Source organism: Streptomyces thermoviolaceus, from assembly GCF_045209695.1.
In the GTDB taxonomy this organism is placed as follows: Bacteria; Actinomycetota; Actinomycetes; order Streptomycetales; family Streptomycetaceae; genus Streptomyces; species Streptomyces thermoviolaceus.
This window is the reverse complement of record NZ_CP109280.1, coordinates 4,884,860-4,910,433: the sequence shown is the minus strand read 5'-3', so window position 1 is coordinate 4,910,433 and position 25,574 is coordinate 4,884,860. Positions and strand designations below refer to the sequence as shown.

24 protein-coding genes are annotated in these 25,574 nt (G+C 73.1%); 7 read left to right on the top strand and 17 right to left on the bottom strand.

The window, feature by feature from the left end:
- Positions 1–63: 63 nt before the first annotated feature.
- From OG899_RS21395 to OG899_RS21385, 3 genes are all read right to left on the bottom strand, one after another.
- Positions 64–825, bottom strand: coding sequence for an amino acid ABC transporter ATP-binding protein (locus tag OG899_RS21395; protein ID WP_125498713.1), 762 nt, complete (start codon positions 823–825; stop codon positions 64–66).
- A gap of 85 nt (positions 826–910) precedes the next feature.
- A complete protein-coding gene (locus OG899_RS21390; protein ID WP_168130776.1) occupies positions 911–2,665 on the bottom strand; it encodes an FAD/NAD(P)-binding domain-containing protein in 1,755 nt (584 codons plus the stop codon).
- The gene (locus OG899_RS21385; RefSeq protein WP_168130777.1) at positions 2,662–3,519 is read right to left on the bottom strand and encodes an amino acid ABC transporter permease; all 858 of its coding nucleotides are present in this window, start codon (positions 3,517–3,519) and stop codon (positions 2,662–2,664) included. Before OG899_RS21385 ends, OG899_RS21390 begins: the two co-directional genes overlap by 4 nt.
- A gap of 516 nt (positions 3,520–4,035) precedes the next feature.
- On the opposite strand from OG899_RS21385, the gene OG899_RS21380 reads away from it, so the two are divergent.
- A complete protein-coding gene (locus tag OG899_RS21380; RefSeq protein ID WP_125498708.1) occupies positions 4,036–5,001 on the top strand; it encodes an ABC transporter substrate-binding protein in 966 nt (321 codons plus the stop codon).
- On the opposite strand, the gene OG899_RS21375 is transcribed toward OG899_RS21380, so the two are convergent.
- Positions 4,998–6,263, bottom strand: a complete 1,266-nt coding sequence (locus OG899_RS21375; protein WP_125498707.1) for a DUF5685 family protein — start codon at positions 6,261–6,263, stop codon at positions 4,998–5,000. The genes OG899_RS21380 and OG899_RS21375 overlap by 4 nt on opposite strands.
- A gap of 295 nt (positions 6,264–6,558) precedes the next feature.
- Here OG899_RS21375 and OG899_RS21370 point away from each other — a divergent pair, with 295 nt between their 5' ends.
- Positions 6,559–6,996, top strand: coding sequence for a cell division protein SepF (locus OG899_RS21370; protein WP_125498706.1), 438 nt, complete (start codon positions 6,559–6,561; stop codon positions 6,994–6,996).
- A gap of 54 nt (positions 6,997–7,050) precedes the next feature.
- Here the strand turns inward: OG899_RS21370 and OG899_RS21365 are convergent, their stop codons facing one another.
- A complete protein-coding gene (locus tag OG899_RS21365) occupies positions 7,051–8,247 on the bottom strand; it encodes an acyl-CoA dehydrogenase family protein (protein ID WP_125498704.1) in 1,197 nt (398 codons plus the stop codon).
- Positions 8,248–8,354: 107 nt separating this feature from the next.
- On the bottom strand, positions 8,355–9,956 hold the full coding sequence (locus OG899_RS21360) for an MFS transporter (protein WP_125498702.1): 1,602 nt from the start codon (positions 9,954–9,956) through the stop codon (positions 8,355–8,357).
- Positions 9,957–10,215: 259 nt separating this feature from the next.
- On the opposite strand from OG899_RS21360, the gene OG899_RS21355 reads away from it, so the two are divergent.
- Together OG899_RS21355 and OG899_RS21350 are read left to right on the top strand one after the other, a co-directional pair.
- Entirely contained in the window at positions 10,216–11,547 is a 1,332-nt protein-coding gene (locus tag OG899_RS21355; protein ID WP_373296684.1) for a hypothetical protein, read from the top strand.
- A 311-nt stretch (positions 11,548–11,858) separates the two neighbouring features.
- Entirely contained in the window at positions 11,859–12,881 is a 1,023-nt protein-coding gene (locus tag OG899_RS21350; RefSeq protein ID WP_125498701.1) for a phosphatase PAP2 family protein, read from the top strand.
- A gap of 112 nt (positions 12,882–12,993) precedes the next feature.
- Here OG899_RS21350 and OG899_RS21345 read toward each other — a convergent pair whose 3' ends face one another.
- Positions 12,994–13,209: an I78 family peptidase inhibitor gene (locus OG899_RS21345; protein ID WP_125498700.1), complete on the bottom strand. Its 216-nt coding sequence runs from the start codon at positions 13,207–13,209 to the stop codon at positions 12,994–12,996.
- 720 nt (positions 13,210–13,929) lie between these two features.
- On the opposite strand from OG899_RS21345, the gene OG899_RS21340 reads away from it, so the two are divergent.
- Both OG899_RS21340 and OG899_RS21335 read left to right on the top strand, forming a co-directional pair.
- Positions 13,930–14,832 (top strand): hypothetical protein, encoded by a 903-nt coding sequence (locus tag OG899_RS21340; protein WP_125498698.1) that lies wholly within the window; start codon positions 13,930–13,932, stop codon positions 14,830–14,832.
- Between the two features lie 37 nt (positions 14,833–14,869).
- Positions 14,870–15,244, top strand: coding sequence for a hypothetical protein (locus tag OG899_RS21335; protein ID WP_125498696.1), 375 nt, complete (start codon positions 14,870–14,872; stop codon positions 15,242–15,244).
- Positions 15,245–15,356: 112 nt separating this feature from the next.
- Here OG899_RS21335 and der read toward each other — a convergent pair whose 3' ends face one another.
- The 5 genes from der to aroH all read right to left on the bottom strand — a co-directional run bounded on the left by der (position 15,357) and on the right by aroH (position 19,872).
- Complete coding sequence (der, locus tag OG899_RS21330; RefSeq protein ID WP_125498695.1) at positions 15,357–16,838, bottom strand: ribosome biogenesis GTPase Der; 1,482 nt, start codon at positions 16,836–16,838, stop codon at positions 15,357–15,359.
- Positions 16,839–16,907: 69 nt separating this feature from the next.
- A complete protein-coding gene (locus OG899_RS21325) occupies positions 16,908–17,510 on the bottom strand; it encodes a 1-acyl-sn-glycerol-3-phosphate acyltransferase (RefSeq protein WP_125498721.1) in 603 nt (200 codons plus the stop codon).
- A 62-nt stretch (positions 17,511–17,572) separates the two neighbouring features.
- Positions 17,573–18,268, bottom strand: coding sequence for a (d)CMP kinase (gene cmk / locus OG899_RS21320; protein WP_125498693.1), 696 nt, complete (start codon positions 18,266–18,268; stop codon positions 17,573–17,575).
- A gap of 159 nt (positions 18,269–18,427) precedes the next feature.
- Positions 18,428–19,513 (bottom strand): prephenate dehydrogenase, encoded by a 1,086-nt coding sequence (locus tag OG899_RS21315; RefSeq protein ID WP_406311119.1) that lies wholly within the window; start codon positions 19,511–19,513, stop codon positions 18,428–18,430.
- Positions 19,510–19,872, bottom strand: coding sequence for a chorismate mutase (aroH, locus tag OG899_RS21310; RefSeq protein ID WP_125498690.1), 363 nt, complete (start codon positions 19,870–19,872; stop codon positions 19,510–19,512). The genes OG899_RS21315 and aroH overlap by 4 nt, the downstream gene beginning before the upstream one ends.
- A 278-nt stretch (positions 19,873–20,150) precedes the next feature.
- On the opposite strand from aroH, the gene OG899_RS21305 reads away from it, so the two are divergent.
- A complete protein-coding gene (locus OG899_RS21305; RefSeq protein ID WP_125498688.1) occupies positions 20,151–20,585 on the top strand; it encodes a Rieske (2Fe-2S) protein in 435 nt (144 codons plus the stop codon).
- A 73-nt stretch (positions 20,586–20,658) separates the two neighbouring features.
- Here OG899_RS21305 and OG899_RS21300 read toward each other — a convergent pair whose 3' ends face one another.
- The 5 genes from OG899_RS21300 to OG899_RS21280 are packed head-to-tail and all read right to left on the bottom strand — an operon-like array spanning position 20,659 to position 25,198.
- A complete protein-coding gene (locus tag OG899_RS21300) occupies positions 20,659–21,702 on the bottom strand; it encodes a pseudouridine synthase (RefSeq protein WP_189427719.1) in 1,044 nt (347 codons plus the stop codon).
- Positions 21,702–22,382: an SMC-Scp complex subunit ScpB gene (gene scpB / locus OG899_RS21295; protein ID WP_125498718.1), complete on the bottom strand. Its 681-nt coding sequence runs from the start codon at positions 22,380–22,382 to the stop codon at positions 21,702–21,704. Before scpB ends, OG899_RS21300 begins: the two co-directional genes overlap by 1 nt.
- A gap of 14 nt (positions 22,383–22,396) precedes the next feature.
- Positions 22,397–23,509 carry a segregation and condensation protein A gene (locus OG899_RS21290; protein ID WP_406311118.1) on the bottom strand — a complete coding sequence of 371 codons (1,113 nt, stop codon included), beginning with the start codon at positions 23,507–23,509 and terminating at the stop codon, positions 22,397–22,399.
- A gap of 19 nt (positions 23,510–23,528) precedes the next feature.
- A complete protein-coding gene (locus tag OG899_RS21285) occupies positions 23,529–24,071 on the bottom strand; it encodes a hypothetical protein (protein ID WP_125498719.1) in 543 nt (180 codons plus the stop codon).
- Positions 24,068–25,198, bottom strand: a complete 1,131-nt coding sequence (locus OG899_RS21280; protein ID WP_168130782.1) for a ParA family protein — start codon at positions 25,196–25,198, stop codon at positions 24,068–24,070. The genes OG899_RS21285 and OG899_RS21280 overlap by 4 nt, the downstream gene beginning before the upstream one ends.
- Between the last annotated feature and the right edge of the window lie 376 nt (positions 25,199–25,574).

Sequence of the window (25,574 nt, the reverse complement as noted above, 5' to 3'; positions counted from 1 at the left end):
GTGGTGTGCCTCGGCCGCGGCGGCCGGCCGCGGTGCGACGGACCGGTTCCTGTGCGGCACGGGTCACAGCACCTTCGACAGGAACGCCCGGGTCCGCTCGTGCCGCGGCCGGTCGAGGACCTCGCTCGGCGGGCCCTGTTCGATGATCCGTCCGTCGTCCATGAACACCACGGTGTCGGCCACCTCACGGGCGAAGCCGATCTCATGGGTGACGACGATCATCGTGGTGCCCTGCCGCGCCAGGTCCTTGATGACGTCGAGGACCTCGCCGACCAGTTCGGGGTCGAGCGCGGAGGTGGGCTCGTCGAACAGCAGCAGCCGGGGTTCCAGGGCCAGCGCGCGGGCGATGGCCACCCGCTGCTGCTGGCCGCCGGACAGCCGGCGCGGGTAGGCGTCGGCCTTGTCGGCCAGCCCGACCCGTTCCAGCAGGCGCCGTGCGGCCGCCTCGGCCTCGGCGCGGGGCCGTTTCTGCACGGAGACGGGTGCCTCGACGATGTTCTCCAGCACGGTCAGGTGCGGGAAGAGATGGAAGTTCTGGAAGACGAAACCGATGCGGGTGCGCTGCTTGAGCACCTCCCGTTCGGGCAGTTCGCGCAGCCGGTCGCCGGACCGCCGGTAGCCGACGAGGGTGCCGTCGACGTGGATGGCACCCCGGTCGACCTTCTCCAGGTGGTTGATGGTGCGCAGCAGCGTGGACTTGCCGGACCCGGAGGGGCCGAGGACCACGGTGACCTGGCCGCTGCGGACCTGCAGGTCGATGCCCTTGAGGACCTGCTGCGAGCCGAAGCTCTTGTGGACGGACCTGATGTCGACCATGACGCTCATCGCGGGATTCCTTCAGCGGGTGGGAAGAGACGTGAGGCAGGGGACCGGCCGTGCGGGCGGGCCGGGCCGGGAGGGGTGCCGGGCGTCACGCGGCCACGCGGGCGGCGAGCGCATGCAGGAAGGTCAGCACGGCCCGCGCGGTGGCGTCGTTCTGCCGGAAGGCGGCGCCGCCGGTGCGCGGCCGGGTGAACGCGCCCGGGGTGCGGCCGTCGGTGAACGGCCCGAGCGCGAACCGGCGCGGGTGCGGCCGCCCGGCCCGGTCCAGGACACGGCCGTCGGCCGCATCCACCCGCAGCAGCCCGTCGGGGGTCTCGGCGGCGCCCTCGTCGTGCAGCTCGCGCAGCAGCGGGTCGCGGGTGCGCCGGACGGTGGGGGCGGGCAGGCGGGCCTCGACCAGGGCGCGGGCCTCGACCGTGTGGCCGGGGACGGTGGGACTCGACGCCCGGAAGACGCCGTCGGCGGCGGTGACCGTCATGTCCGCACCGACGAAACGGAGCAGGCCGGCCCGGGACAGGGCGAGCATCTGCCGCAGCCGGGGGCCGGGCGGACCGGAGGCGAGGAAACTGAAGAATCCGTGCCACCAGGGGCCGATGTCGCCGAGCCGGACCAGCTGCCCGTAGACGGACAGCAGCGCGAGGAAGACGGCCAGGTCGGGGCTGTGCGCGGGGTCGTGCCGGCGGGCGAGGTCGGCCTCGATGTGTCCGCGCAGCAGCTGCTGGAACTCCTCGGGCGAGGCGCAGTGCACCCCGTCCAGGGGCCGGTCCCAAGCGGCCAGGTCGAGCCGGTCGGCGGGGTCGGGCACGGCGGCGGCGACCAGAGCGGCGCGCTCGGCCTCACCGGCGTCGGCGTACCGCTGCTCGAACTCCGCCCAGGCCATGGCCGTCCGCTCGGGGTGGGCGGTGAACAGCCGGTGGTAGTGGGCGAATCCGAGTTCCTTCGCCACCGGCGGCCACACGTCGCGCCGGAAGTCGAAGCCGCCGGGGCGGGCGAGCAGCGCCTCGGTCTCGGCGGGGCCGAAGAAGCGCGGCAGCGGCGGGCGTTCACCGGTGAGTTCGTACCCGATCTTGCAGTGATAGGGCACGCCGCGGCGCGATCCGACGTACAGCACCGGCTCGTGTCCGGAGGGCACGTAGGTGTCGCCGTCGTACCGGCCGCCGCGGCCCTCGGTGAGCAGCACCATCAGGTCGACGAAGGCCAGCCCGAAGCCGCGGACGAGGACGCTCTCACCGGCCTTCAGCGCGGACAGGTCGCTGTCGGCGGTGAAGTCGGGCGGCAGGTGGACCAGGCCGTGGGTGCGGGCGTACTCGGCCAGTGCCGCCTGCTCGGAGTCGGGTTCGGCGTCGAGGTGGCCGAGAGTGAGGACCACGAGGTCGGCGAGCAGCGGGCGCGAGCGGCCCTCGAGCCACACCTGCTGGCGGCCGTCACGCGGTCCGGTGACGCGCAGGGCGCGCCGCGGATGGTGGTGCACGGTGACGCCGGCGGGCAGCGCGGCCACCGACTGGTCGTGGACCCAGCGCAGATAGGCGCCCTGGAGACGGCGGTCGGCGAAGGTGCGGCCGGGCAGGCCCGCCCACTCGTGCAGGGTGGGTCCCTCGCGCACCGGTCCTGCCATGTCCACGGTGTCGTCGGTGAACATGGTGACGTCCTCGGCGTGCGAGTTCATCCACAGCAACGGGGACTGCGCGTCCCGCCAGATGCGTCCGGAGCCGGGCGGATACGGGTCGACCAGGTGGATGTCGAGCCCCCAACCGGCGTACAGCTCGGGGGCGTTGGCGGCGATGCGCTCGAGCAGGCCGGTTCCGCGCGGCCCGGCGCCGACGATGACGAGCGAGGGCCTCACCGGGTGCGCTCCGAGCCGCGCGCGTAGTGCTTCTCCACGTAGTACTGGGCGACGCCGAGCACGGAGGTGACCACGGTGTACCAGATGGTGGCCACCATCAGCAGCGGGATGACCTGGTAGGTCTGGTGGTAGATCAGCTGCGCCGAGTACAGCAGGTCCTGCACGGCGATGACGCTGACGATCGAGGTGCCCTTCAGGGTGCCGATCAGCATGTTGCCGGCGGGCGGCACGATGGAGCGCATGGCCTGCGGCAGGACGATCCGCCGCCAGCGCCGCAGGCGGCTCAGGCCGAGAGCCTGGGCGGCCTCGATCTGGCCGCGGTCCACGGACAGGATGCCGCCGCGCACCACCTCGGCGGCGTAGGCGGCCTCGTGCAGGGTGAGGCCGACGATCGCGACGGTGACCGGGCCGAACAGGTCGACGGTCTTCACCCCGAGGACGCGCGGGTACAGCGCCCCGATGTTGAACCACAGCAGCAGCTGCACCAGGATCGGTATGGACCGGAACAGCCAGACGTATCCCCAGCTCACGGCGCGCAGCACGGGGTTGCCCGAGAGCCGGAGGACGGCGAGCAGGGTGCCGAGCGCGAAGCCGAGGGCCATCACCACGGCGGTCAGCCACAGCGTGAGCCACAGCCCGCGCAGCACCGACGCGGAGGTGAAGTACTCGGCGACGACGTCCCACTGGAACGCCTTGTTGCGCACGACGGAGGTCAGGGCGAGCGCGAGCAGGACGAGGACCACGGCGGCGGCGGTCCACTGCCCCAGCCGGCGCTGCGGCACGATGCGCAGGGCCTCGGCCGGTTCGGGTTCGGGTGGGGCGGTGGCTTCGGTGACAGCGGTGCCGATGGACATGTGAAGGCTCCGTGATGTGCCGGACGGACACGGGTGGATGTGCCTTCACACGAGAAAGCCGCGCGGACGGTGCGCCGCGGCGGCCGAGCACGGCCCAGCCCCTCAGCAGGACCGCCCTTGAAGGGTAGGGCGCGTCTCACGTCCGCTGTCAAGAGCGTCCAGGATGTGAGCAGTAGGTCCCGAGGCAGTTGACGGAGAAGGGGATGCCTGTTCCACTTGGCCCATGCATCCGCAGCAGTGGTTGATCACGCGCTCCCACATCGACTTCGGTCGAGTGTGGTCCTCCTCCTGTTGAGCCATCCCACTGCGCGCCCGTGACCGCGGGCGCCCTTCCGGTGTTCCCACCGCGCGCCGTCCCGGGCCCTTCCTGTTGCACCACCGTGCCTTCACACGCTCGTCCCCTCCCCTCGCCACAGGGCCCTGGCACCGGTGCGCCGACCCCTCGCACACCCCTGTCGTCCGACCTGTGCTCCTGACGCCTCGCCGCGTCCTTGTCCTTCCTGGAGACCGCGCCCCATGCGTACGCCCATCCGCACCGTCCGACGGCACGTCCTTCTGCCCGCCCTGACCGGCTGCGCCGCGCTGGTGCTCACCGCGTGCGGCTCGGGGGCGGGCGCCACGCCCTCCGCCGTCGCCGCCGGGGCTGCCGAGCAGCTCCCGACCGCCGACGTCGTCTCCGGCGTGCCGAAGGATCCGGCCGCCGCCCGGCTGCTGCCGCCCGGCGTGACCAGCCTGACCGTGGCCTACTCCGTCGGCGGCATCCCGCCCGGCACGTCCTATCTGTCCGACGGCAAGACCCTCGCCGGCCAGGACGTCGACTTCACCGACGCCGTGGCCAAGGTGCTCGGCCTGCGCCTGCACGTCCGCCAGGCCGGTTTCGAGGCGATCCTGCCGGCCCTCGACAGCGGCAAGTACGACGTCGGCGTCGGCAACTTCGGCGTGACCGACGAGCGGCGCAAGACCATCGACTTCGTCACCTACATCAACGACGGCCAGGGTTTCGCCGCCCGCAAGGACAGCACGCTCGGCCGGATCACCGACCTGACGCAGCTGTGCGGCCTGACCGTGGCCACCGGCGCCGGGACCACCTTCGAGGCCACCCTGCGCAAGAACGAGCACCGGTGCACCGACGCCGGGAAGAAGGCGTACCGCGTGCAGACCTACAGCGAGACCGGAGCCCTGTGGTCCTCGCTCCAGCAGGGCCGCAGCGACGTGGTGATGTCCACCATCAACGGCCTGCGGTACGCGGTCGCCCACCAGCCGGGGCTGAAGTTCCTCAACGAGTACCAGCGCCTGGACGTGGGCTTCGCCTTCAAGAAGGGCACGAAGCTGGCCCCGGCCTTCCAGGCCGCGGTCAACCGGCTGATCGCCGACGGCACCTACGACAGGATCCTCGCCAAGTGGGGCACGACGGCCTCGGCGATCGAGCAGTCGCGGATCTCGCCGCCGGAGCTGAAGAACAGGACCGACGGGCGGAACTAACAGTCGCCGTCGCAGCAGTTGCAGCAGCACTTGCCGCAGTCGCAGCAGTTCTTGCAGCTCTCGACGCACTGAGCGCAGCGGTCACCGCAGTCGCAGCAGGCGTCGCACCACTCGTTGTGGCAGCAGCCTTCGCGTTTCTTCCGCGACCACGGTCCTTCGAACTCCTCGGCACAGCACACCTGACAGGTGCAGCACAGCCAGAGCGCGGCCGCGCAGCCGGTGACAAGGCCGCGCGGGCGCGGCGGTCTCCCCTCGCCCGGGTCGCCCTCCCCGGGGCGGCCGGGGCCCTGGGGTGCCTGCGGATCGTGGGGTGCCTCGGGTCCGGGGAGGTACGGGGTCTGCGGCGGGCCGAAGGCGCCTTGCGGCTCGTGCGGTGCGGGGGCGGTGTGGGCGCACGCGTCGGTGCCGAAGGCGCGGTCCACCGAGCGCGGCAGTTCGTGGACGAGCAGGCGGTGGACGAGCCGGCCGTCGCCGAACTCCACGTCGTTCAGGGCGAGCCGGATGCCGTGCACCGCGTCGTCGGCGAGCCGGCGGGCCTCGGCGAGCGTGGTGCCGGTCGCGGTGAGCGGGTTCCAGGCGCCGCGGGCGGCGTCAGCCTCGCGGTCCTCCACCGCGTCCAGCAGGTGTGCGAGCCGCCCGAACAGGCGTCCGGCCTCGGCGAGCGGCGCGGCGTTGCCGGGCCGGCCGGCCAGGTGCGCGGTGTGGGCGAAGGCCGCGGCGGTGGCGGTCTCGGTGGGTTCGGTGACGGTGAGGAGCGGCGTGCCGGGTCCGGCGAGCGCCTCGATGCCGGTCTGCCGGTCCACGGCGTCGACCAGGACGGCGGTGTCGAAGCCGATCCGGGACCCGGTGCGGGCGCCGCCGAGGCTCCAGCTCGCGGCGACCTTGCGCGCGGCGAGCGCGACGGGGCGCCGGGAGAGAAGCCCGTCGCCGTCGGCGACGTGGTCGCGCACCTTGGCGGAGGCGAGCACCAGGGAGACGGCGGCGGCGAGCCGGGGGCCTTCGCCGAGGGCGACGGGGGCGGTGCGCATGCCGCGCAGCGGGCAGGGTCCGGCGGTGCGCCGCTGCCGCCCGCCGGTGCGGCCGGGGTGGGTCTGAGCCTCTGTCAGGACGGATATCAGCAGGCCGTCGTAGTTCGTCGCGATCCGGGCGAGCTGTCCGTGTTCGCTGCGCAGGGCCAGGCACAGCCCGCACAGGTGGGCCGTCCACTCGGCGGTGAGGTGTCGGCCGAGCCGGTGACGGCAGGGCCGGACGATGCCGAACACGATGATCCTCCGTGGGCGTCCGTGACGGTGGGCGGCGGTGCCGCCGCCCGGCGCGCGGCGTTCACCCGGACGCACCGGCCATCACCCATGCGCCAGGGACAATCATATTTCACTCACAGTCAGCAGTGGTGTGTCACAACATCCTTGGGGAACACGGACTTGCCGCCGATGTGTTGTGCACCAGTACCGTCACAAACCCCCCTCGCGGTGTCTGTGCGCTTGGCGCACTGTCAGCATCATGGATGACCATAGGGGTTGCGGCACGCATGCATGACCGCTGTGAGAGGAGGCGTCCATGGGATCGGTACGCAAGGCAAGTGCGTGGCTCGGCCTCGTCGACGACAACGAAGACGAGCGCTACTACGACGACGACTACGCCGAGGAGGCCGAGTCCGCGGACGCCTGGGTGACCGACCCCCGGGTGAAGGTGGCGTCGGACACGGCGGAGGACAAGGGCCGCCGGATCGGCACCGTCACCCCGGACAGCTTCCGGGACGCCCGTGTCATCGGCGAGCTGTTCCGCGACGGCGTGCCGGTCATCATGAACCTCACCGCGATGGAGCCGGCCGACGCCAAGCGCGTGGTCGACTTCGCCGCCGGCCTGGTCTTCGGCCTGCGCGGCTCCATCGACCGGGTCTCGACCCGGGTGTTCCTGCTCTCCCCCGCCGACACGGAGATCGTCACCGGGGACCCGGGGGCGCACCGGTCGGACGGCTTCTTCAACCAGAGCTGAGGCAGGGCCGCGCACCGGCCCTGCCCTTTCGGGCCTCGTCCGAGGCCCCGCCGCTCACCGGAACGCGTCGAGTCCGGTGAGCGCCTTGCCCAGCACGAGCTGGTGCATCTCGACGGTGCCCTCGTAGGTGAGGACCGACTCCAGGTTGGTCGCGTGCCGCATCACGGGGTATTCGAGGGAGATCCCGTTGGCGCCCAGAACGGTGCGCGCCGTGCGGCAGATCTCGATAGCCTCCCGTACGTTGTTGAGCTTGCCGAAGCTGACCTGCTCGGGACGCAGGCGGCCGGCGTCCATCCGCCGCCCCAGATGGTGGGCGAGCAGGATCCCCTTGTGCAGTTCCACCGCCATGTCGGCGAGCTTGCCCTGGGTGAGCTGGAAGCCGCCGATGGGCTTGCCGAACTGCTCGCGCGTGCGCGCGTAGTCGAGCGCGGCCTCGAAGCAGGAGCGGGCCGCGCCCATGGCGCCCCAGACGATGCCGTAGCGGGCGTGGGACAGACAGCTGAGCGGACCGCGCAGACCGGTGACCTCCGGCAGGACCGCGTCCGCGGGCAGCCGGACGTCGTCGAGGACCAGTTCGCTGGTCACCGAGGCCCGCAGCGACCACTTGTGCTTGATCTCGGGGGCGGAGAAGCCGGGGGTGCCGGCCGGGACCAGGAACCCGCGGATGCCGTCCTCGGTCTGCGCCCAGACGACCGCCACCCCGGCCACGGAACCGTTGGTGATCCACATCTTACGGCCGTTGAGCACCCAGTCCCCGCCGTCCCGCTTGGCGTGGGTGCGCATCGAGGCGGGGTCGGAGCCGTGGTCGGGCTCGGTCAGCCCGAAGCAGCCGATCACCTCGCCGGCCGCCATCCGCGGCAGCCACTGCTGCTTCTGCTCCTCGCTGCCGTAGCGGTGGATGGCGTACATGGCCAGCGAGCCCTGCACGGACACCAGGGAGCGGATCCCGGAGTCGGCCGCCTCCAGCTCCAGGCAGGCCAGCCCGTACTGCACGGCGGAGGCGCCCGCGCAGCCGTAGCCGCTCAGCGACATCCCGAGGGCGCCCAGCTCGCCCAGCTCGCGGGCGAGTTCGCGGACGCCGGGCAGCTCGCCCTTCTCGTACCACTCGGCGATGTGCGGCAGCACCCGGTCGGCGGCCCAGCCGCGCACCGTGTCACGGACGGCCAGGTCCTCCGGCTCCAGCAGGTCGTCCAACCCGAGGGGGTCGGTGGGGTCGAACGGGGGCAGCGACGACTTCGGCGACGCCGGCATGGACACCTCCGGGTAGTGAAACTAGCAGCGCTAGTTAATGACTCCGGGGCCGACGTTACGACGTGGTGCGGCCCGCGTCCAGGGTGGTCCGGCGCGCGGGCCGCCGCTCAGGCGGACACGCGGGCCCGTTCGGCCTCGCGCGGGGCGGGCAGGGCGACCGGGTCGCCCTCGCAGTGCATCGTGCGCGGCAGCCGCAGCGCCATCACCGCGCCGAGCATCAGCAGGCAGGCGCTCACCAGCAGCGTCACGTGCAGCCCGTGCACGAAGGAGTCGCGGGCCGCCCGCCGCAGGGCGTGCCCGGCCGGACCGCCCAGCCGCCCGGCGACGTCGTAGGCCTCCCCGAGGGAGTGCGAGGCCGCCTCCGACGCCGCCGCCGGGACGCCCGGCACCCGCGCCAGAGCCGGGGCGTACGCGGCGTTCATCACCGTGCCCAGCAAGGCGATGCCCACGCCCGCGCCCAGCTGGTACGACGTCTCGCCGACCGCGGCCGCGGTGCCCGACTGCGCCGGCGGCGCCTCGTTCAGCATCGACTCGTACGCCCCGAACAGCGTCGTCTCCAGCCCGAGCCCGAGCAGCACGAACCCGGTCAGCAGCAGGGCCTTGTCGTCGTGCCCGCCCATCCCGGTCAGCAGCAGCACCGCCAGCGCCGTGACGCAGAACCCGGCGCACACCATGCGGCGCGGCCCGAACCGGCGCAGCACCCGCGCCCCGGCCAGCCCGGCCACCATCGCGGCGACGGTCAGCGGCAGCAGCCGCAGCCCGGTCCGCAGCGGGGACAGTCCGAGAACGAGCTGCAGATACTGCGCCGCGATCAGCTCCAGGCCGACCAGCGCCAGCATCGCCAGCACGATGCAGCCCACCGCGGTGCTGAACGCCGGCCGCGCGAACATCGCCACGTCCACCAGCGGATGCGCCTGCCGGCGCTGCCGCCGCGCGAACACCACCAGCAGCGCCACGCCCGCCAGCAGCGGCCCCAGGGTGAGGGCGCTCCACGCCCCCTCGCCCGCCCCGAGCCGCTTCACGCCCAGCACCGCGCCGAACAGTCCGAGGGCGGCCAGCACCGCGCCGGCCACGTCCCACGGGCCGTCCTGGTCGCCGGTGGACTCGGGCAGCAGCAGCCGACCCGCCGGCAGGACGACCAGCATCAACGGGATGTTGACGAGGAAGACCGACCCCCACCAGAAGTGCGCCAGGAGGAGTCCGCCGATCAGCGGGCCGATCGCCGCGCCCACCGCGGCGACCGCGCTCCACACGCCGATCGCCAGCGCCCGCTCGCGCCGGTCGGGGAAGACGTGCCGCAGGATCGACAGCGTGGCCGGCATGATCATGGCGCCGCCCGCCCCGAGCAGCGCCCGGGCGAGGACGAGCGTCGCGGCGTTCGGCGCGAAGGCCGCCAGTGCGGAGGCGAGTCCGAACAGGCCGTAGCCGAGCAGCAGGATCCGTCTGCGGCCCACCCGGTCGCCCAGCGTGCCGAACAGGATCAGCAGCGCTGCGCAGACCAGCGGGTAGGTGTCGACGATCCAGAGCAGCTCCACGGCGCCGGGCCTGAGGTCCTCGGTCACGGCGGGCACCGCCACGTGCAGCACGGTCGCGTCCACCGCGACCAGCAGCAGGCTGACGCACAGCACCACCAGGACCACCCAGCGGCTCGTACCCGCTCCGGTCTGCAGACGGCGCGGCCGGACGGCGGCCGCGGTCGTCCCGGACATGTACGTACCTCCCAGATGAGCCCTCGCCGCTCCGGCGGCACGCGAGGCCGCGCCCTTCGGCCGGGCCGGGCGGCAGCGTCGGCGGGGCCCGCGTGTCGGAACGGCGAGTGGCTCGCCAGCGTACGCGAGTCCCCGGCCTCCTCACGTGGCCCAACTCTCACCACCGCGCCCCGACACGTGTGGTGTACCTCACGTGCGTCGCGGGGCGGCGTCGCGCACGGACGCCGGGCCGCGCGGGCGCCGGTCGATAATCGAGGCTGTGAGCGATCTTGAGACGCGCGCGGCCGCGGCCCGCACGACGGCGACGGGCCGTGTCCGGACAGCCGCGTCGTCCGCCCGGCGGTGGGCGGGTCCTGCCGGGTACTGCCTGGGCCGCGCCGCCCCGGCGCTGCTGGGGTACGCGGCCGTCCGCGCCCTGGGACTGCTGGTCCTGTGGGTGTGGAGCGCCGCGCGCGGCACGAACGCGTACACCCTGCTGACCGCCCGCTGGGACGCGCTGTGGTACGCCCGGATCGCCGGCGGCGGCTACGGGTACCAGGTGCGGCTCCCCAACGGCGACGTCCACTCCGACCTGGCCTTCTTCCCGCTGCTGCCGTTGCTGGAACGGCTGGGGGCGGCACTGGGCCCGCTGACGTACGCGGACGCGGGCTTCCTGGTGAGCCAGTGCGCCTCGCTCGCCGCGGCCTGGGGCGTCTTCGCCGTCGTCGACCGGGTGGCCGGGCGGCGGGCCGGGGTGTGCGCGGTGCTGCTGTGGGCGGTGGTCCCGGTCGGCATCGTGCAGTCGATGGCGTACAGCGAATCGCTGTTCACCGCACTCGCCGCCTGGTCGCTGTACTGCGTGCTGACCGAGCGCTGGGCGCCGGCGGGGGTGCTGGCGCTGGCGGCGGGGCTGACCCGGCCGGTCGGTGCCGCGGTGATAGCCGCGGTGTGGGCGGCGGCCCTGCTGTCGCTCCGGTACGGGCCGCACGCCCGCGCCACGGTCGGCCTGCCCGAGGCCGCCCGGGCGCCTGCGTCCGACACCGGTCCCGGGACGCTCGGCGACGGTCCCGGGACGGCCGGCGACGGTCCCGGGACGGCCGACGGCGCACCCTCCGTTCTCCCCCGCGTCCTCGGCATGCTGCTGGCCCCGCTCGGCGCGGCCGGCTATGCGCTGTGGGTCGGCCATCGCACCGGGCGGGGTCCGCTCGGCTACCTCGACGTCCAGGCCGGCTGGCACAACGGGTTCGACGGCGGCTACGCCTTCGCCCGGTTCGTCGCGGGCAGGTTCACCTCCTCCCCCGGGGCCCTGGCCGGACTGGGGCTCACCGCCGGTGTCGCCCTGCTGATCTGGCTGTACGTCATGGGCGTGCGGCAGCGGCAGCCGCTCCCCCTGCTCGTCTACTCCGGCGTCCTGACCGTGCTGGCGCTGTGCGCGTCGGGCTACTTCGGCTCCAAACCGCGGCTGCTGCTGCCCGCCTTCCCCCTGCTGCTGCCGCTCGCCACGGCGCTCGCCCGGCTGCGCACCCGCCGGGCCGCCTGGATGGTGGGCGGGTGCGCGCTGGCCTCGGCGGTGTACGGGGCGTTCTGGCTGAACAGCTCCGGCCCTCCATGAGCAGCCGCGCGAGCATGACGCGGGAGCAGCCGCGGGAACACCCGTGCGCGCCTCCGCTCCCGGCGCCGACCGCAGCCCACCCGCCGGATGCCGTGCACACCGGGTGAATTCCGCCGCGAGCGCCGGGACACGTATTCATAAGCGCAGCATAAGAACACACCGGAACGCCCGGAGAAATTCGGCGTCCCGAGCGCACCCTTTCCCGAATGGTCAAAAGAATGACACACTGAGAGCAATCCCACATCACATCGTCATCACGAACCCCGTGATGCGTCGGGAAGCCCCCCTCACTCCCTGTAACGTCGATGGACGTGCGTACCGAAGGAACCCTCACCCGCCTGGACCGGGTGTTCGCCAGGCTGGACCGTGAGCCGCAACGACCGGCGCACATCGACGTACCGACGATGAGCAGGCACCGGTTCGTGCTGTTCTCGGCCACGCTGGCCTTCTACCTGGCGATCGTCTGGGCCGTGGTGACCACCTCCTGGCTGGTACGCCTGGACTGGCAGGTGATGTTCTTCCGTCCCTACCAGCAGTGGCCGCAGATCCACGCGTTCCTCGACTACTACGTGGTGCTGGGCCAGCGCGGCCCCACCGCGGTGATGGTCGCCGCCTGGCTCGGCTGGCGCTCCTGGCGGCAGCACACCCTGCGCCCGCTGCTCACCCTGGCCACCGCGCTGCTCCTGCTGAACGTCACGGTGGGCGCCGCGAAGTACGGCATGGGGCGTCTCGGCCCGCACTACGCCACCGTGATCGGCTCCAACGAGATGGGCCTGGGCGGCGACATATTTCCCAGCGGCCACACCGCGAACGCCGTGGTGACCTGGGGCATCCTCGCCTACCTGGCCTCCACCGCCCGGGCGCGCCGCTGGCTGTCGGCCGGATCGGCGGTGACCTCGCTCGGCGTGGGCCTGACCACCGTCTACCTCGGCACGCACTGGCTCAGCGACGTTCTGCTGGGCTGGGCCGCCGGTCTGCTCATCCTGCTGGCCCTGCCGTGGTTCGAGCCGCTGACCGCCCGGGCCGAGCAGGAGATCCTCGCGCTGCGCGACCGCTGGCGCGAGCGCTGGCGGGCACGCCGTGGCCGTGGCGCGACGACGGCGCCGGCCGGGACCGCCGACCTCCCCGTGGTGCTCCCTCCGCGCTCCCCCGCCCCGCAGGAGGCCCCGGTGGCCCGCGAGACGGTGGCCGCGGGCCGTGCGCCGCGACCGCCGGTGTACCTGTCGGGACCGCCCGCGAGCCGCGCGGGACGCCCCGTGCTCGCCGGCAGCCGCGGGCCCGCGCACCCGGGCCGCTCGTCGCAGGGCACGACGTCCACCACCGCACGCTCCTGAGCCGCATCCCGGCCCGGACGGCCGCGTGACGAAGGGGGCGCCGCACAGCTGCGGCGCCCCCTTCGTCGTGGGGTCGTCCGCCCCCTTCGTCGCGATGTCGCCGTGGTGGCGCTCAGCCCTTCCAGGCGCGGGCCACCCGCCCGTCACGGACCTCGAAATTGAGCCGCCCGAACCGGTACTCCATGGTGATGATCGCGCCCGGCGGCAGCGAGCGGACCGTGCTCCAGCCCCGCTCCCGCGCCAGCCTCTCGGCCTGCCCGGCCTCGAGACCGACGTACCGTTCGGGACTGTCCTGGGGCTCCGCCGGCGGAGTGGGTATGGGTGCCATACCGCCACGCTAGGCCCTCTCCCGGGGCCGGGGAAGCCCGGCAGGACACGCAACGTCACCGCCGGACGCGAATTCCCGCGGGTCGCAGGACACCGGAAAACGAAGGGAAAAGCACACGGGAAGACGGTGAGCGGCGCATCTGAGGGCACGCGGACGGCTCGAAGAAGACGGCGGAATTCGGACGGGGAAGCGGTCACGGTGCCGGGAACACGACAGGGCACCCTCATTTCTCCGGAACGCCGGACACCGGAACCGGAAGGAACCGGAAACCGGTGCGCTCACAGGAAACCCACAGGATCCGCAGGGCCGCGAAGCCGTGCGCACCGGACAGCCGGCCGGCCCGCGACCGGCCGCGGGAACCGGCCTGTTCCGGCCACCCCCCTTCGTCTCCCTCCGCTGTCCCGACCGGCAGGACCGCATCCCTCTGCTGGCCCGACCGGCAGGACCGCATCCCTCCGCTGGCCCGACCGGCAGGACCGCTTCCCCCTGTCTCTCCCTTCCCTCCCGTCGTCCCCTTGCCTGGTAAGGCAGTTGAACGCCGGCCGCCCGTGTGCGCGCCCGGCGTGCTCCGGCGTGCCGGTCGGTTCGAATCCGTTCGGCGCGAGGCGTGACTCCCGCCACGGGTCCTCCGTTGTCTTCTGCATGAGCCGGGGGCCCGCCCGGTTCCCGGGCCGGGAGCCCCCCGGCCCGGCCATGTACCGCATCCCGAGGGAGCCACCCGTGCCGCGCATGCTCGACGTCAGCGACGCCGTACGCGCCGAGATCGGCGACGAAGAGGCCGACCGGCTGCTCGCCGGAGAGACCGCCCCGGGCAGTTACGACTGCACCTCCTGCCGCACCCCCGGCGACGTGGAACAGGAACCCACCAGCACCGTCCTGTTCGTCGGGGAGGACACCGCCGTTCTGGCCTTCGCCCACGCCGCCTGCCTGCCTTCCCAGGTCGTCAAGGTCACCGAGGAGCAGCTGCGGGGCGCGGTGCGTTCCATCACCGCGGACGCCGCCGCCCAGGGCGGTGTGCCCCCGCAGGACGCACCCGCCGCACAGCCCGTGGCCCCGCAGCATCCCGTGCCGCCGCAGACCGCCGTCCCGCAGGCCGCCGCCCCGCAGGCCGCCCCGCAGCCCGGTGCGCAGCCGCCCGTGCCGGAGCAGGCCGTGCTCGGCGTGACCAGCGGGCTGGTGCTGATCTCCGGGGAACTCCACCCGGCCCTGGTCGTCGAGCCCACGGCGCCCGTCGTCCGGCCGGGCACGACCGGCCCCGGTGACGAGTTCCTGACCCTTCTCGTCGAGCAGGGCTTCCAGCCGGTGAGCGACCTCGACGCGGTGCCGCCGGTGCTGCACGGCTGGTCGGTGCTGCTGGCCGGGGGACAGCTGCACGCCGTGCTGATGCCCCATCCGGGCGGCGGGCAGCCGGTGGCCTGGTGGCAGGCGCACCAGCCGCTCACGGTCAGCGACGGCTGGCGGACCGCCGCCGGCAAGCACCAGCAGGTGGTGGTGTGCGCGGCGCCGGTCGGATCCATCGGGCGGCAGCCGCGGGAGGACCTGCTGCGCGCGGCGATGGACAAGGCGGCGGCCGAGGGGCGGCTGGTCGCGGCGACGCTGCCGCTGGCCGGAACCGGAAGCTGAACCGCATCCCTTCGGCCTCGGGGTCGTTTGCACATACGTGCACGCATATGACGCTCCCCGCCGCCAGTCCTATCCGCCGGTCCGGTCCGCGCGGCCGGCCCAGGACTCCCAGGGCGGCTTCTCGGCCACGCCGATCTACGACGCGCTCTACGCGGAGTACGTCAAGTCCTACCGGACCCTGCCGGGCGACCGGACCGGCGAGGAGGACCTGCGGTTCACCGGGTTCAACAGCCTGTCGCAGGGCGCCAGCTCCCACGGGTACCGCACCTACGGCGCCGGGTCCTACGGCACCCGGCAGTACGGCGGACGGCAGCAGTCCCCGTGGCAGCGCGTCGGCCCCCTGCCCCGGCAGGACACGGGACACCGGACCACCCCCGCGGCGCTGCCTCCCGGCCCGCGCCGCGGCACATGACGGCCGGCCCGTCCACGGCTGAGGGCGTCCCCCGATCCGGGGGACGCCCTCGTGCAAGCAGCTCGTCGTTGCTTCGTCCCGCCGCGTTACCTCTTCGTGCCGCCTTGCCGCGTCACTTCTTCTTGCCGCGCCGCTCGCGCACCCGTACCGAGATGTGGATGGGCGTGCCCTCGAAGCCGAACTCCTCGCGCAGCCGGCGCTCGATGAAGCGCCGGTAGCCGGCCTCGATGAAACCGGAGGCGAACAGCACGAACCGCGGCGGCTTGGTGCCGGCCTGGGTGCCGAACAGGATGCGCGGCTGCTTGCCGCCCCGCACCGGGTGCGGGTGGGCCGCGACCAGCTCGCCGAGGAAGGCGTTGAGGCGTCCGGTGGGGACGCGGGTCTCCCAGCCGGCCAGGGCCGTCTCCAGCGCAGGGACCAGCTTCTCCACATGACGGCCGGTGCGGGCGGAGACGTTGACGCGCGGCGCCCAGGAGACCTGGCCCAGCTCGGCCTCGATCTCCCGCTCCAGGTAGTAGCGGCGCTCCTCGTCGAGGGTGTCCCACTTGTTGTAGGCGATGACGAGCGCCCGGCCCGCCTCGACGGCCATGGTGATGATCCGCTGGTCCTGGACCGAGATGGACTCGGAGGCGTCGATCAGGACGACCGCGACCTCCGCCTTCTCCAGGGCGGCGGCGGTGCGCAGGGAGGCGTAGTAGTCGGCGCCCTGCTGGAGGTGGACCCGCTTGCGGATGCCCGCGGTGTCCACGAACGTCCAGGTCCTGCCGCCGAGTTCGATCAGCTCGTCCACCGGGTCACGGGTGGTGCCGGCCAGCTCGTTGACGACGACGCGTTCCTCGCCGGCCACCTTGTTGAGCAGGGAGGACTTGCCGACGTTCGGGCGTCCGATGAGGGCCACGCGGCGCGGGCCGCCGAGGGACGTCCCGCCGAAGGTCTGGCGCGGCGCCTCGGGCAGCACCTCGAGCACCGCGTCCAGCATGTCGCCGGTGCCGCGGCCGTGCAGCGCCGAGACCGGGTAGGGCTCGCCCAGGCCGAGGTTCCACAGGTAGGCCGCGTCGGCCTCGCCGCTGGGGCCGTCGACCTTGTTGGCGCACAGCACCACCGGCTTGCCGGACTTGCGCAGCAGCCGGACCACGGCCTCGTCGGTGTCGGTGGCGCCGACCTTGGCGTCGACCACGAAGACCACCGCGTCGGCGGCGTCGATCGCGTACTCGGCCTGCGCGGCCACGGACGCGTCGATGCCGAGCACGTCCTGCTCCCAGCCGCCGGTGTCGACGACCTTGAAGCGGCGGCCGGACCACTCGGCCTCGTAGGTCACACGGTCCCGGGTGACGCCCGGCCGGTCCTCCACGACCGCCTCACGGCGGCCGAGGATCCGGTTCACCAGGGTCGACTTGCCGACATTGGGGCGGCCGACGACGGCGAGCACGGGCAGCGGGCCGTGTCCGGCGGCCTCGATGGCACCCTCGACGTCCTCGAGGTCGAAGCCCTCCTCCGCGGCCAGCTCCATGAACTCCGCGTACTCGGCGTCGCCGAGTGCCCCGTGGTCGTACTCGTGCTCAGCCGAGTCGCCGGGCTGGTTCTGGTCGTTCATGAAGTCCGTACCTCGTCGTTCCGTTCGTGGTGGTCGGTGGAGCGGCCCGTCGGCCGACGGGCTGATCCACTACTCAAGTGTCGCCGACCGCCCGGTCAGCCGCCTGGCGTTTTCCAGGTGGGCGGTCAGCCGTTTCTGGATGCGTTCGGTCGCCTCGTCCAGCGCCCGGCGCGTACGGCGGGTGCCGTCCTGCCCCGCCTCGAAGGGCTCGCCGAAGACGACGTCGATGCGGGAGCGCAGCGGCGGCAGTGCCGGGATCAGCCGTCCCTTCCGCTCGGCGCTGCCCAGGACCGCGACCGGCACGATCGGCGCGGCACCGCGCACCGCGAAGTACGCCAGTCCCGCGCGCAGCGAGGCGAAGTCGCCGTCGCCCCGGGTCCCCTCCGGGAAGATGCCCAGCACCCCGCCGGCCCGCAGCACCTCCAGGGCGCGCAGCACGGCGGTGCGGTCGGGGCGGGAGCGGTCCACCGGCAGCTGGCCGATGCCGGTCAGGAAGGTGCCCAGCGGGCCGACGAACGCCTCCTGCTTGATCAGGAAGTGCACCGGCCGGGGCGCCACGCCCATGACCAGGGGGCCGTCGATGTTGTGGGTGTGGTTCACCGCGAGGATCAGCGGCCCGGAGGCGGGGATGCGCCAGGCGCCGAGCACCCGGGGCCGCCACAGCCCGTGCATCACGCCGACGCCGAGCCGTCGCCCGGCCTCGGCGCCCCTCGCCGACGGAAGAGACGGCTGGGTCACTTCCCGGCCCGCTTCTCCTCGACGAGGGTGACGACGCACTCGATGACCTGCGGCAGGGTCAGGTCGGTGGTGTCCACCTCGATCGCGTCCTCGGCCTTGGCCAGCGGCGAGGTCTTGCGGCTGGAGTCGGCCGCGTCCCGCTTGATCAGGGCCTCGCGGGTGGAGTGCAGGTCGGCGCCCTTCAGCTCGCCGCTGCGGCGGGCGGCGCGGGCCTCCGGGGAGGCGGTGAGGAAGATCTTCAGGTCGGCGTCCGGCAGCACGGTGGTGCCGATGTCGCGGCCCTCCACGACGATGCCGTTCTCGGCGGCCGCGGCCAGGGAACGCTGCAGCTCGGTGATCCGCTCCCGCACCTCGGGGACCGCGCTGACGGCGCTGACCCGGTCGGTGACCTCCTGGGTGCGGATCGGGCCGGAGACGTCCACGCCGTCCACGGTGATCGTCGGGTTGGCCGGGTCGGTGCCGGAGACGATCTCGGGCTTGCCGGCCACGGCGGCGATCGCGGTGGGGTCGTCGATGTCGATCCCGTTGGTCACCATCCACCAGGTGATCGCCCGGTACTGGGCACCGGTGTCCAGGTAGCGCAGACCGAGCTGCGCGGCCACGGCTTTCGACGTGCTCGACTTGCCCGTGCCGGACGGGCCGTCGATGGCGACGATCACGGGCTGGGCGGTCCGGGCGGCGCCGTTGTCCACAGCAGGGCACCTTCCTGGTGAAGGGTGACGGATGGGTGTGCGGGCCGCCGGCTCGTGGGGCGCCCCGCACAAGGTTACTGGTTGCACGGACACCTCCCCACGGGTGGCGGTCCCGGTCCGTGGGCGCGGCACCCCGGGGGGACGGCGCCCGGCCGCCGTCTACTGGCGCAGCGCCCAGCCGCGGTCCCGCAGGGCGGCCGAGAGCACGGGAACGGCCTGCGGTTCGACCATGAGCTGCACCAGGCCGGCCTGCTGCCCGGTGGCGTGCTCGATCCGGACGTCCTCGATGTTGATCCCGGCCGCCCCCGCGTCGGCGAAGATGCGGGCCAGCTGGCCGGGCTGGTCGTCGATGAGGACGGCGACGACCTCGTAGGAGCGCGGCGCGGAGCCGTGCTTGCCGGGGACACGGACCCGTCCGGCGTTGCCCCGCCGCAGCAGCGACTCGACGGTGCTGCTGCCCTCGCGGCGCTTGGCCTCGTCGGAGGACTTCAGCGCGCGCAGGGCCCGCACCGCCTCGTCCAGGTCGGCGGCGACGTCGGAGAGCAGGTCGGCGACCGGCCCGGGGTTGGCGGACAGGATGTCGATCCACATGCGCGGGTCGGAGGCGGCGATCCGGGTCACGTCCCGGATGCCCTGCCCGCACAGCCGCACCGCCGCCTCCTCGGCGTGCTCCAGGCGCGCGGCGACCATGCTGGAGACCAGCTGCGGCATGTGGGAGACGAGGGCCACGGCACGGTCGTGGGCGTCGGCGTCCATGACGACCGGGACCGCACGGCAGAACGAGACCAGTTCCAGGGCGAGGTTGAGGACCTCGGTGTCGGTGTCCCGGGTGGGCGTGAGCACCCAGGGGCGGCCCTCGAACAGGTCGGCGCTGGCGGCGAGCGGTCCGGACTTCTCCCGGCCCGACATGGGGTGGGTGCCCAGGTAACGGGTGAGGTCCAGGCCGAGCGCCTCCAGGTCGCGGCGCGGGCCGCCCTTGACGCTGGCGACGTCGATGTAGCCGCGGGCCGTCTCGCGGCGCATGGCGTCGGCGAGCACGGCGGGCACGTGGGCGGGCGGCACGGCCACCACGGCCAGGTCGACCGGGCCGTCGGGCGCCGTGTCGGTCCCGGCGCCCAGCGCGGCGGCGGTACGGGCCTGCTCGGGGTCGTGGTCGGCCAGGTGCACGGTCACCCCGCGCTGCACCAGGGCCAGGGCGGCGGAGGTGCCGATGAGGCCGGTGCCGAGGACGAGTGCGGTTCTCACTGGGCGATGTCCTTGCGCAGAGCGGCGGCCGCACCGAGGTAGACGTGGGCGATCTCGGAGCGGGGCTTGTCGGACTCCACATGCGCCAGGACGCGGACCACGCGGGGCATGGCCCCCTCGACGTCCAGTTCCTGGGCGCAGATGAGCGGCACGTCCGTCAGGCCGAGCCTGCGCGCGGCGGCCGCCGGGAAGTCGCTGTGCAGGTCGGGTGTGGCGGTGAACCAGATGCTGATCAGGTCGTCCGTGCTCAGGCCGTTGCGTTCCAGTACGGCGGTCAGCAGGGCCCCGACCCGCTCGCTCATGTGACCGGCTTCGTCCCGCTCCAGCTGGACGGCCCCGCGGACCGCTCGTACCGCCACGGTGCTGCTCCTCGCTGATCGTGCTGGGGTGTCGGCGTCCAGCCTAGTCACCTCCCGACGGGCGGGCGTGCGTCGGCCGTCTGCCGGGACACCGGGCCGTGGACGCCGGGAGCACTGCGGGCCCGGCGGGCTCGGCCCCGGGGACGCCCGGTGCCCTGGACGACGCCACCAGAGTCCGATTCACTCAGATTTACTTCGTCTTGTGCGTGTTCGGTGTCAAGATGCTGATCGTTCCACTCGAGCGATCTTCCCCTCCCGGCATCCGACGGAGTGACGGCATGACTCAGGGTTCGACCCGGCGCACGGTTCTCGCGACGGGCGCGGCGGCGCTCGTCGCCGGCTGCAGCGGCACGGACACGGACGGCGGCAGCTCCACGGCGACCTCCTCCGCCCCGGCCGCCGCGGACAGGCAGGCGGCGCCCGCCGGCGAGGAGCTGGGGCGCACCGCGGACATCCCCGTCGGCGGCGGCAAGGTGTTCACCGCGCAGAAAGTCGTCGTCACCCAGCCGAAGGCCGGTGAGTTCAAGGCGTTCTCCGCGGTCTGCACCCACCAGGGCTGCACCGTGAACCGGGTGGCCGACGGCGCCATCGAGTGCCCCTGCCACGGCAGCGCGTTCCGCGCCGAGGACGGCACGGTCAGCCGGGGACCGGCGCAGCAGCCGCTGGAGACCAAGCGCATCACGGTGTCGGGCGGCACCGTCCACCTGATCTGAACCGCGGCCCGTGTCACCGCCGCCCGGGTGCGCCGGCGGCGGTGACACGGGTGCCGCCCGAAGGTGCCGCGACCTAGAGGTCCACGGCCTTCATCAGCATGCCGACCTCGGTGTTGGACAGGCGGCGCAGCCAGCCGGACTTCTGGTCGCCGAGGGTGATCGGGCCGAAGGCGGTGCGCACCAGGCGGTCCACCGGGTAGCCCACGGCGGCGAGCATGCGGCGGACGATGTGCTTGCGGCCCTCGTGCAGGGTCACCTCGACGAGGTAGTTCTTGCCGGTCTGCTCCACGACGCGGAAGTGGTCCGCGCGCGCGTAGCCGTCGTCCAGCTGGACGCCGTCCTTGAGCCGCTTGCCCAGGTCGCGCGGGATGGGGCCGACGATGTGCGCGAGGTAGGTCTTGCGCACGCCGTACCGGGGGTGGGTGAGGCGGTGCGCCAGCTCGCCGTGGTTGGTGAGCAGGATCACGCCCTCGGTCTCGGTGTCCAGCCGGCCGACGTGGAACAGCCGCGTCTCGCGGTTGGTCACGTAGTCGCCGAGGCACTGCCGGCCCTCGGGGTCCTCCATGGTCGACACCACGCCGGCGGGCTTGTTCAGCGCGAAGAACTGGTACGACTGCGTCGCCACCGTCAGGCCGTCGACCTTGATCTCGTCCTTGTCCGGGTCCACCCGGCGGCCCTGCTCCAGGACGATCTCGCCGTTGACCTCGACCCGCGCCTGCTCGATCAGCTCCTCGCAGGCGCGCCGGGAGCCGTAGCCGGCCCGGGCCAGCACCTTCTGCAGCCGCTCGCCCTCCTGCTCGGCACCCGGGAAGGTCTTGGGCAGCTTGAGGTCCTTCTTGTCCGCGTACCGTGCGCGGTTGCGTTCCTCGAGCTGCACCTCGTACTCGCGCGGGCGTGCGGGGGCCGTGCGGCCCCGGTTCTTCTGGGCGCCCTGCTGCCCGCCCTTGGCGCCGCCGCGCCCGGACTTGGGGCCGCTCTTGGCGGCGCCCGGGCCCACGTCGTAGCGGCGCTCCTCGGGGCGGGGCCTGCGGGGGCGGCCTTGCCCCTGCTTGTAGTCCCTGTTGTTGCCGGCTCCGCGGTAGTTTCCGCGCCCGCCGCTCTTGCCGCTGCTTCGCATCAAAGTTCCGTCTGGTCGTCTTCGTCGTCGTCGGTGCCTGGAGTGCCCCGGAGCGGACCCGGCGCGTCATCGGGTGCGTCCGGGTCGAACGACGGCACCCCCTCCTGGGTCTCGGCCTCGATCTCCTCCGCCTCCGGCAGGAAGGGCGCGAGATCCGGGAGCTCGTCCAGGCCGCGCAGGCCCATCCGCTCCAGGAAGTAGTTCGTCGTCCTGTACAGGATCGCACCTGTCTCGGGTTCCGTGCCCGCCTCCTCGACCAGACCGCGTTGCAGCAGGGTGCGCATCACGCCGTCGCAGTTGACCCCGCGCACGGCGGAGACCCGGCTGCGGCTGACCGGCTGGCGGTAGGCGACCACGGCGAGGGTCTCCAGCGCGGCCTGGGTGAGCCGGGCCTGCTGGCCGTCGAGCACGAAGTTCTCCACGGCGTCGGCGTAGGCGGGGCGGCTGTAGAAGCGCCAGCCGCCGGCGATGCGGCGCAGCTCGAAGCCGCGGCGCTGCACCGTGTACTCGTCGGCCAGTTCGCGCAGCGCGTCCGCGACCTGCCGGACGGGCCGCTGCACCGCCTTGGCCAGCCGTTCCTCGGTCACGGGTTCGTCCACGACCATGAGCACCGCCTCCAGGGCGGGCTTCAGCTCGCGGCCGGGATCGTCCGGCGGGTCCTGGGGGCGCTGCCCGATGATCTGCGTCTGCTCGCTCACGCTGTCGTCTCCTCGGCCTGCTCCCGGTGCCCGGCTCCGTCCGCGGGCCGGGCGGCCGGGCGGTCGAACTCGTCGGTCACCGCCGGTGTGCCGTCGCCGTCGCCGCCGGTCCACCGTACGGTCAGCTCGCCCAGCGCCGTCTCCTGCTCCAGGGCGACGGCCTTCTCCCGGTACAGCTCCAGCAGCGCCAGGAAGCGGGCCACGACGGTGAGGGTGTCGTCGGTGTCCTCGACCAGGGTGCGGAAGGTGGCCTCGCCCAGCTCGCGCAGCCGGGCCACCACGACGGCCGCCTGCTCCTGCACGCTGACCAGCGGGGCGTGGATGTGGTCGACGTACACCTGCGGCGGGGGTTTGGGCTGCATCGCCTTGACGGCGAGCCGGGCGAACCCCTCGGGCCCGATGCTGAGGACGACCTCGGGCAGCAGTTCGGCGTGGTGGGGTTCGAGGCCGACGGTACGGGGGTGGCGACGGGCCTCGTCCTGCAGGCGCTGCTCGAAGATCTCCGCGACCTGCTTGTACGCCCGGTACTGCAGCAGCCGGGCGAACAGCAGGTCGCGGGCCTCCAGCAGGGCCAGGTCGGCCTCGTCCTCCACCTCGGCGGCGGGCAGCAGCCGGGCCGCCTTGAGGTCGAGCAAGGTGGCGGCCACGACGAGGAACTCGGTGGTGCGGTCCAGGTCCCAGTCCGGTCCCAGGGCGCGGATGTGCGCGATGAACTCGTCGGTGACCTTCGACAGCGCGACCTCGGTGACGTCCAGCTTGTGCTTGGAGATCAGCTGGAGCAGCAGGTCGAAGGGGCCTTCGAAGTTGTCCAGCCGCACGGTGAAGACCGTGCCGTCGCGCTCGCCCGCAACCTCGCCGCCCGGCTCGCCCGGCGGCTCGGGTGCGTGCTGCGGTGCGGGTCCGGGCGGCGGCAGGGTCTCCGGTCCGGATGCCGGCTCGCGGGGCGGCGTCGCCTCCTGGGGCGCCGGCACCGCAGGCCGCTCGGAGGGCGCCGCGGCCGGCTCCGCGCCGGCCGCGGGCGGCTCGGCGCGGAGCACGGCGGTGCCCGGGCCTCTGCCCAGCGGGCGGCGTCGGCCGGGGGCGGAGGCGGGAGGGTCGTTCGAGGTCATGGCCTCCGCAGGCTACCGGCTAGCGCCCGCGCAGCCGGCGCACCAGGATGCTGGCGTCCCCGCGGGTCTCCAGGTCGGCGAGGACCACGGCGACGGCCTCGCGGACGATGCGGCCGCGGTCGACGGCGAGGCCGTGTTCGCCGCGGAGCACCAGGCGGGCGTGCTCCAGGTCCATCAGCTCCTCGGCGGAGACATAGACCGTGATCTTCTCGTCGTGCCGTTCGCGTCCGCTGGGACGGCGGGTCGCGGCGCGTCCGCGCTTGCGCGGGGCGACGGCCGGTGTCTCGGGCACGGCCTGGCGTCGCGCGGGGCGCTCCGCGGTGCGGCTGCGGGGCTGCGTCGCGTCGGCGGGCTGGGCGGCGGCGTGTTCCGCGCCGTCGCCGTCACCGCCGTGCGCGGGGACCGCCTGCGGGGCGTCGTCGCCGGTCGCGGCGGCCGGGTCGCTCTCCCCTGCGGGAGCGGGCACCCGGGCCTCGCCGGGGGTCTGGCGCCGGGGAGTGGACGCCTGGAGCGACATCCCCCCTGTCGTGCGGAAGAGTTCGTCGGCTCCGGGCAGACTCACTCGGCGTGACACCGGGCGAGCACCTCCCTGGCGAGCTGGCGGTAGGCGGCGGCACCGACGGAGTTGGAGGCGTAGGTGGTGATCGGCTCACCGGCGACCGTGGTCTCCGGGAAGCGGACCGTGCGCCCGATGACCGTGTGGTAGACGTGGTCGTCGAACGCCTCGACCACTCGGGCCAGCACCTCGCGGCTGTGCACGGTGCGCGAGTCGTACATCGTGGCGAGGATCCCGTCGAGCTGCAGGTCGGGGTTGAGCCGCTCCTGCACCTTCTCGATCGTCTCGGTCAGCAGGGCCACACCGCGCAGCGCGAAGAACTCGCACTCCAGCGGCACGATCACCTTGTGCGCCGCGGTGAGCGCGTTGACGGTGAGCAGGCCCAGCGAGGGCTGGCAGTCGATGACGATGTAGTCGTAGTCGTCCATCAGCGGCTTGAGCGCGCGCTGCAGGGTCGACTCGCGGGCGACCTCGGAGACCAGCTGGACCTCGGCGGCCGACAGGTCGATGTTGCTGGGCAGCAGGTCCATGTTGGGAACCGCCGTCTTCAGCAGGACCTCGTCGGCGGACATGCCCCGCTCCATGAGCAGGTTGTAGACCGTCAGGTCCAGCTCCATGGGGTTGACGCCGAGACCGACCGACAGCGCGCCCTGCGGGTCGAAGTCCACGAGCAGCACGCGCCGTCCGTACTCCGCGAGCGCGGCCCCCAGGTTGATGGTCGACGTCGTCTTGCCGACGCCGCCCTTCTGGTTGCACATGGCGATGATCGTCGCGGGGCCGTGCTCGGTCAGCGGGCCCGGAATGGGGAAGTACGGCAAGGGGCGTCCGGTCGGGCCGATGCGCTCACGGCGCTGGCGGGCGGCGTCGGGTGCGAGGGTGGCCGCGTATTCGGGGTCGGGCTCGTACTCGGCGTCGGGGTCGTAGAAGTGCCCGTCGGGCAGGTCGTCGTAGTCGGCGAAGTGGTCGTGGGGCGCGCCACTTCCGTCGCCGGCCATGGCGTTCACGTGATGGCCATCCATGCTCTGGTGTGCTGACGGGGTCACCCCTGTCACCTGGTGACCCTGGTGGGCTGCGAAGGTGCGCACTGCGACGGAGCCGACAGCCTCGAGCCGCGAGGGCGCCTGGCCCCGCATCGGCGTTCCTGGTTGACCACCCCCGGGAGAAAATGTCGACTCATTCACAAGTCGTCCTACCTCCTTGGTGACCAGGAAACTTCTAGACAGGTCAGCGTGGCACCATGCCGACGGTTGGCGACTCTATGGCGTGTCGGCCGTCCGCAGCAACACAATCCGCCGGACCCGGCCCGATGTGTCGGCAATGAAACATCCCCCTGTCAAGGGCGTACGACCGTCGCACAGCAGGTTTCACCGGTGCGTGAATCGGTCGAAGCGTGCGTTCGCCGCGAGTTGGCCTAGTGCGGCGAAGTGACCATACACACATCCGGCCGGACCTTGCGGGGCAAGGTCCGGCCGGATGTGTGGCGTTGACGACACGTGTTGACGTATCGCC

Bases quoted from the DNA above. Each gene is read 5' to 3' on its own strand.
- OG899_RS21395 (WP_125498713.1), bottom strand. From the start codon at position 825: ATGAGCGTCATGGTCGACATCAGGTCCGTCCACAAGAGCTTCGGCTCG.
- OG899_RS21385 (WP_168130777.1), bottom strand. From the start codon at position 3,519: ATGTCCATCGGCACCGCTGTCACCGAAGCCACCGCCCCACCCGAACCC.
- OG899_RS21380 (WP_125498708.1), top strand. From the start codon at position 4,036: ATGCGTACGCCCATCCGCACCGTCCGACGGCACGTCCTTCTGCCCGCC.
- OG899_RS21370 (WP_125498706.1), top strand. From the start codon at position 6,559: ATGGGATCGGTACGCAAGGCAAGTGCGTGGCTCGGCCTCGTCGACGAC.
- OG899_RS21365 (WP_125498704.1), bottom strand. From the start codon at position 8,247: ATGCCGGCGTCGCCGAAGTCGTCGCTGCCCCCGTTCGACCCCACCGAC.
- OG899_RS21360 (WP_125498702.1), bottom strand. From the start codon at position 9,956: ATGTCCGGGACGACCGCGGCCGCCGTCCGGCCGCGCCGTCTGCAGACC.
- OG899_RS21345 (WP_125498700.1), bottom strand. From the start codon at position 13,209: ATGGCACCCATACCCACTCCGCCGGCGGAGCCCCAGGACAGTCCCGAA.
- der (WP_125498695.1), bottom strand. From the start codon at position 16,838: ATGAACGACCAGAACCAGCCCGGCGACTCGGCTGAGCACGAGTACGAC.
- OG899_RS21325 (WP_125498721.1), bottom strand. From the start codon at position 17,510: ATGCACGGGCTGTGGCGGCCCCGGGTGCTCGGCGCCTGGCGCATCCCC.
- OG899_RS21305 (WP_125498688.1), top strand. From the start codon at position 20,151: ATGACTCAGGGTTCGACCCGGCGCACGGTTCTCGCGACGGGCGCGGCG.
- OG899_RS21300 (WP_189427719.1), bottom strand. From the start codon at position 21,702: ATGCGAAGCAGCGGCAAGAGCGGCGGGCGCGGAAACTACCGCGGAGCC.
- OG899_RS21290 (WP_406311118.1), bottom strand. From the start codon at position 23,509: ATGACCTCGAACGACCCTCCCGCCTCCGCCCCCGGCCGACGCCGCCCG.
- OG899_RS21280 (WP_168130782.1), bottom strand. From the start codon at position 25,198: ATGCGGGGCCAGGCGCCCTCGCGGCTCGAGGCTGTCGGCTCCGTCGCA.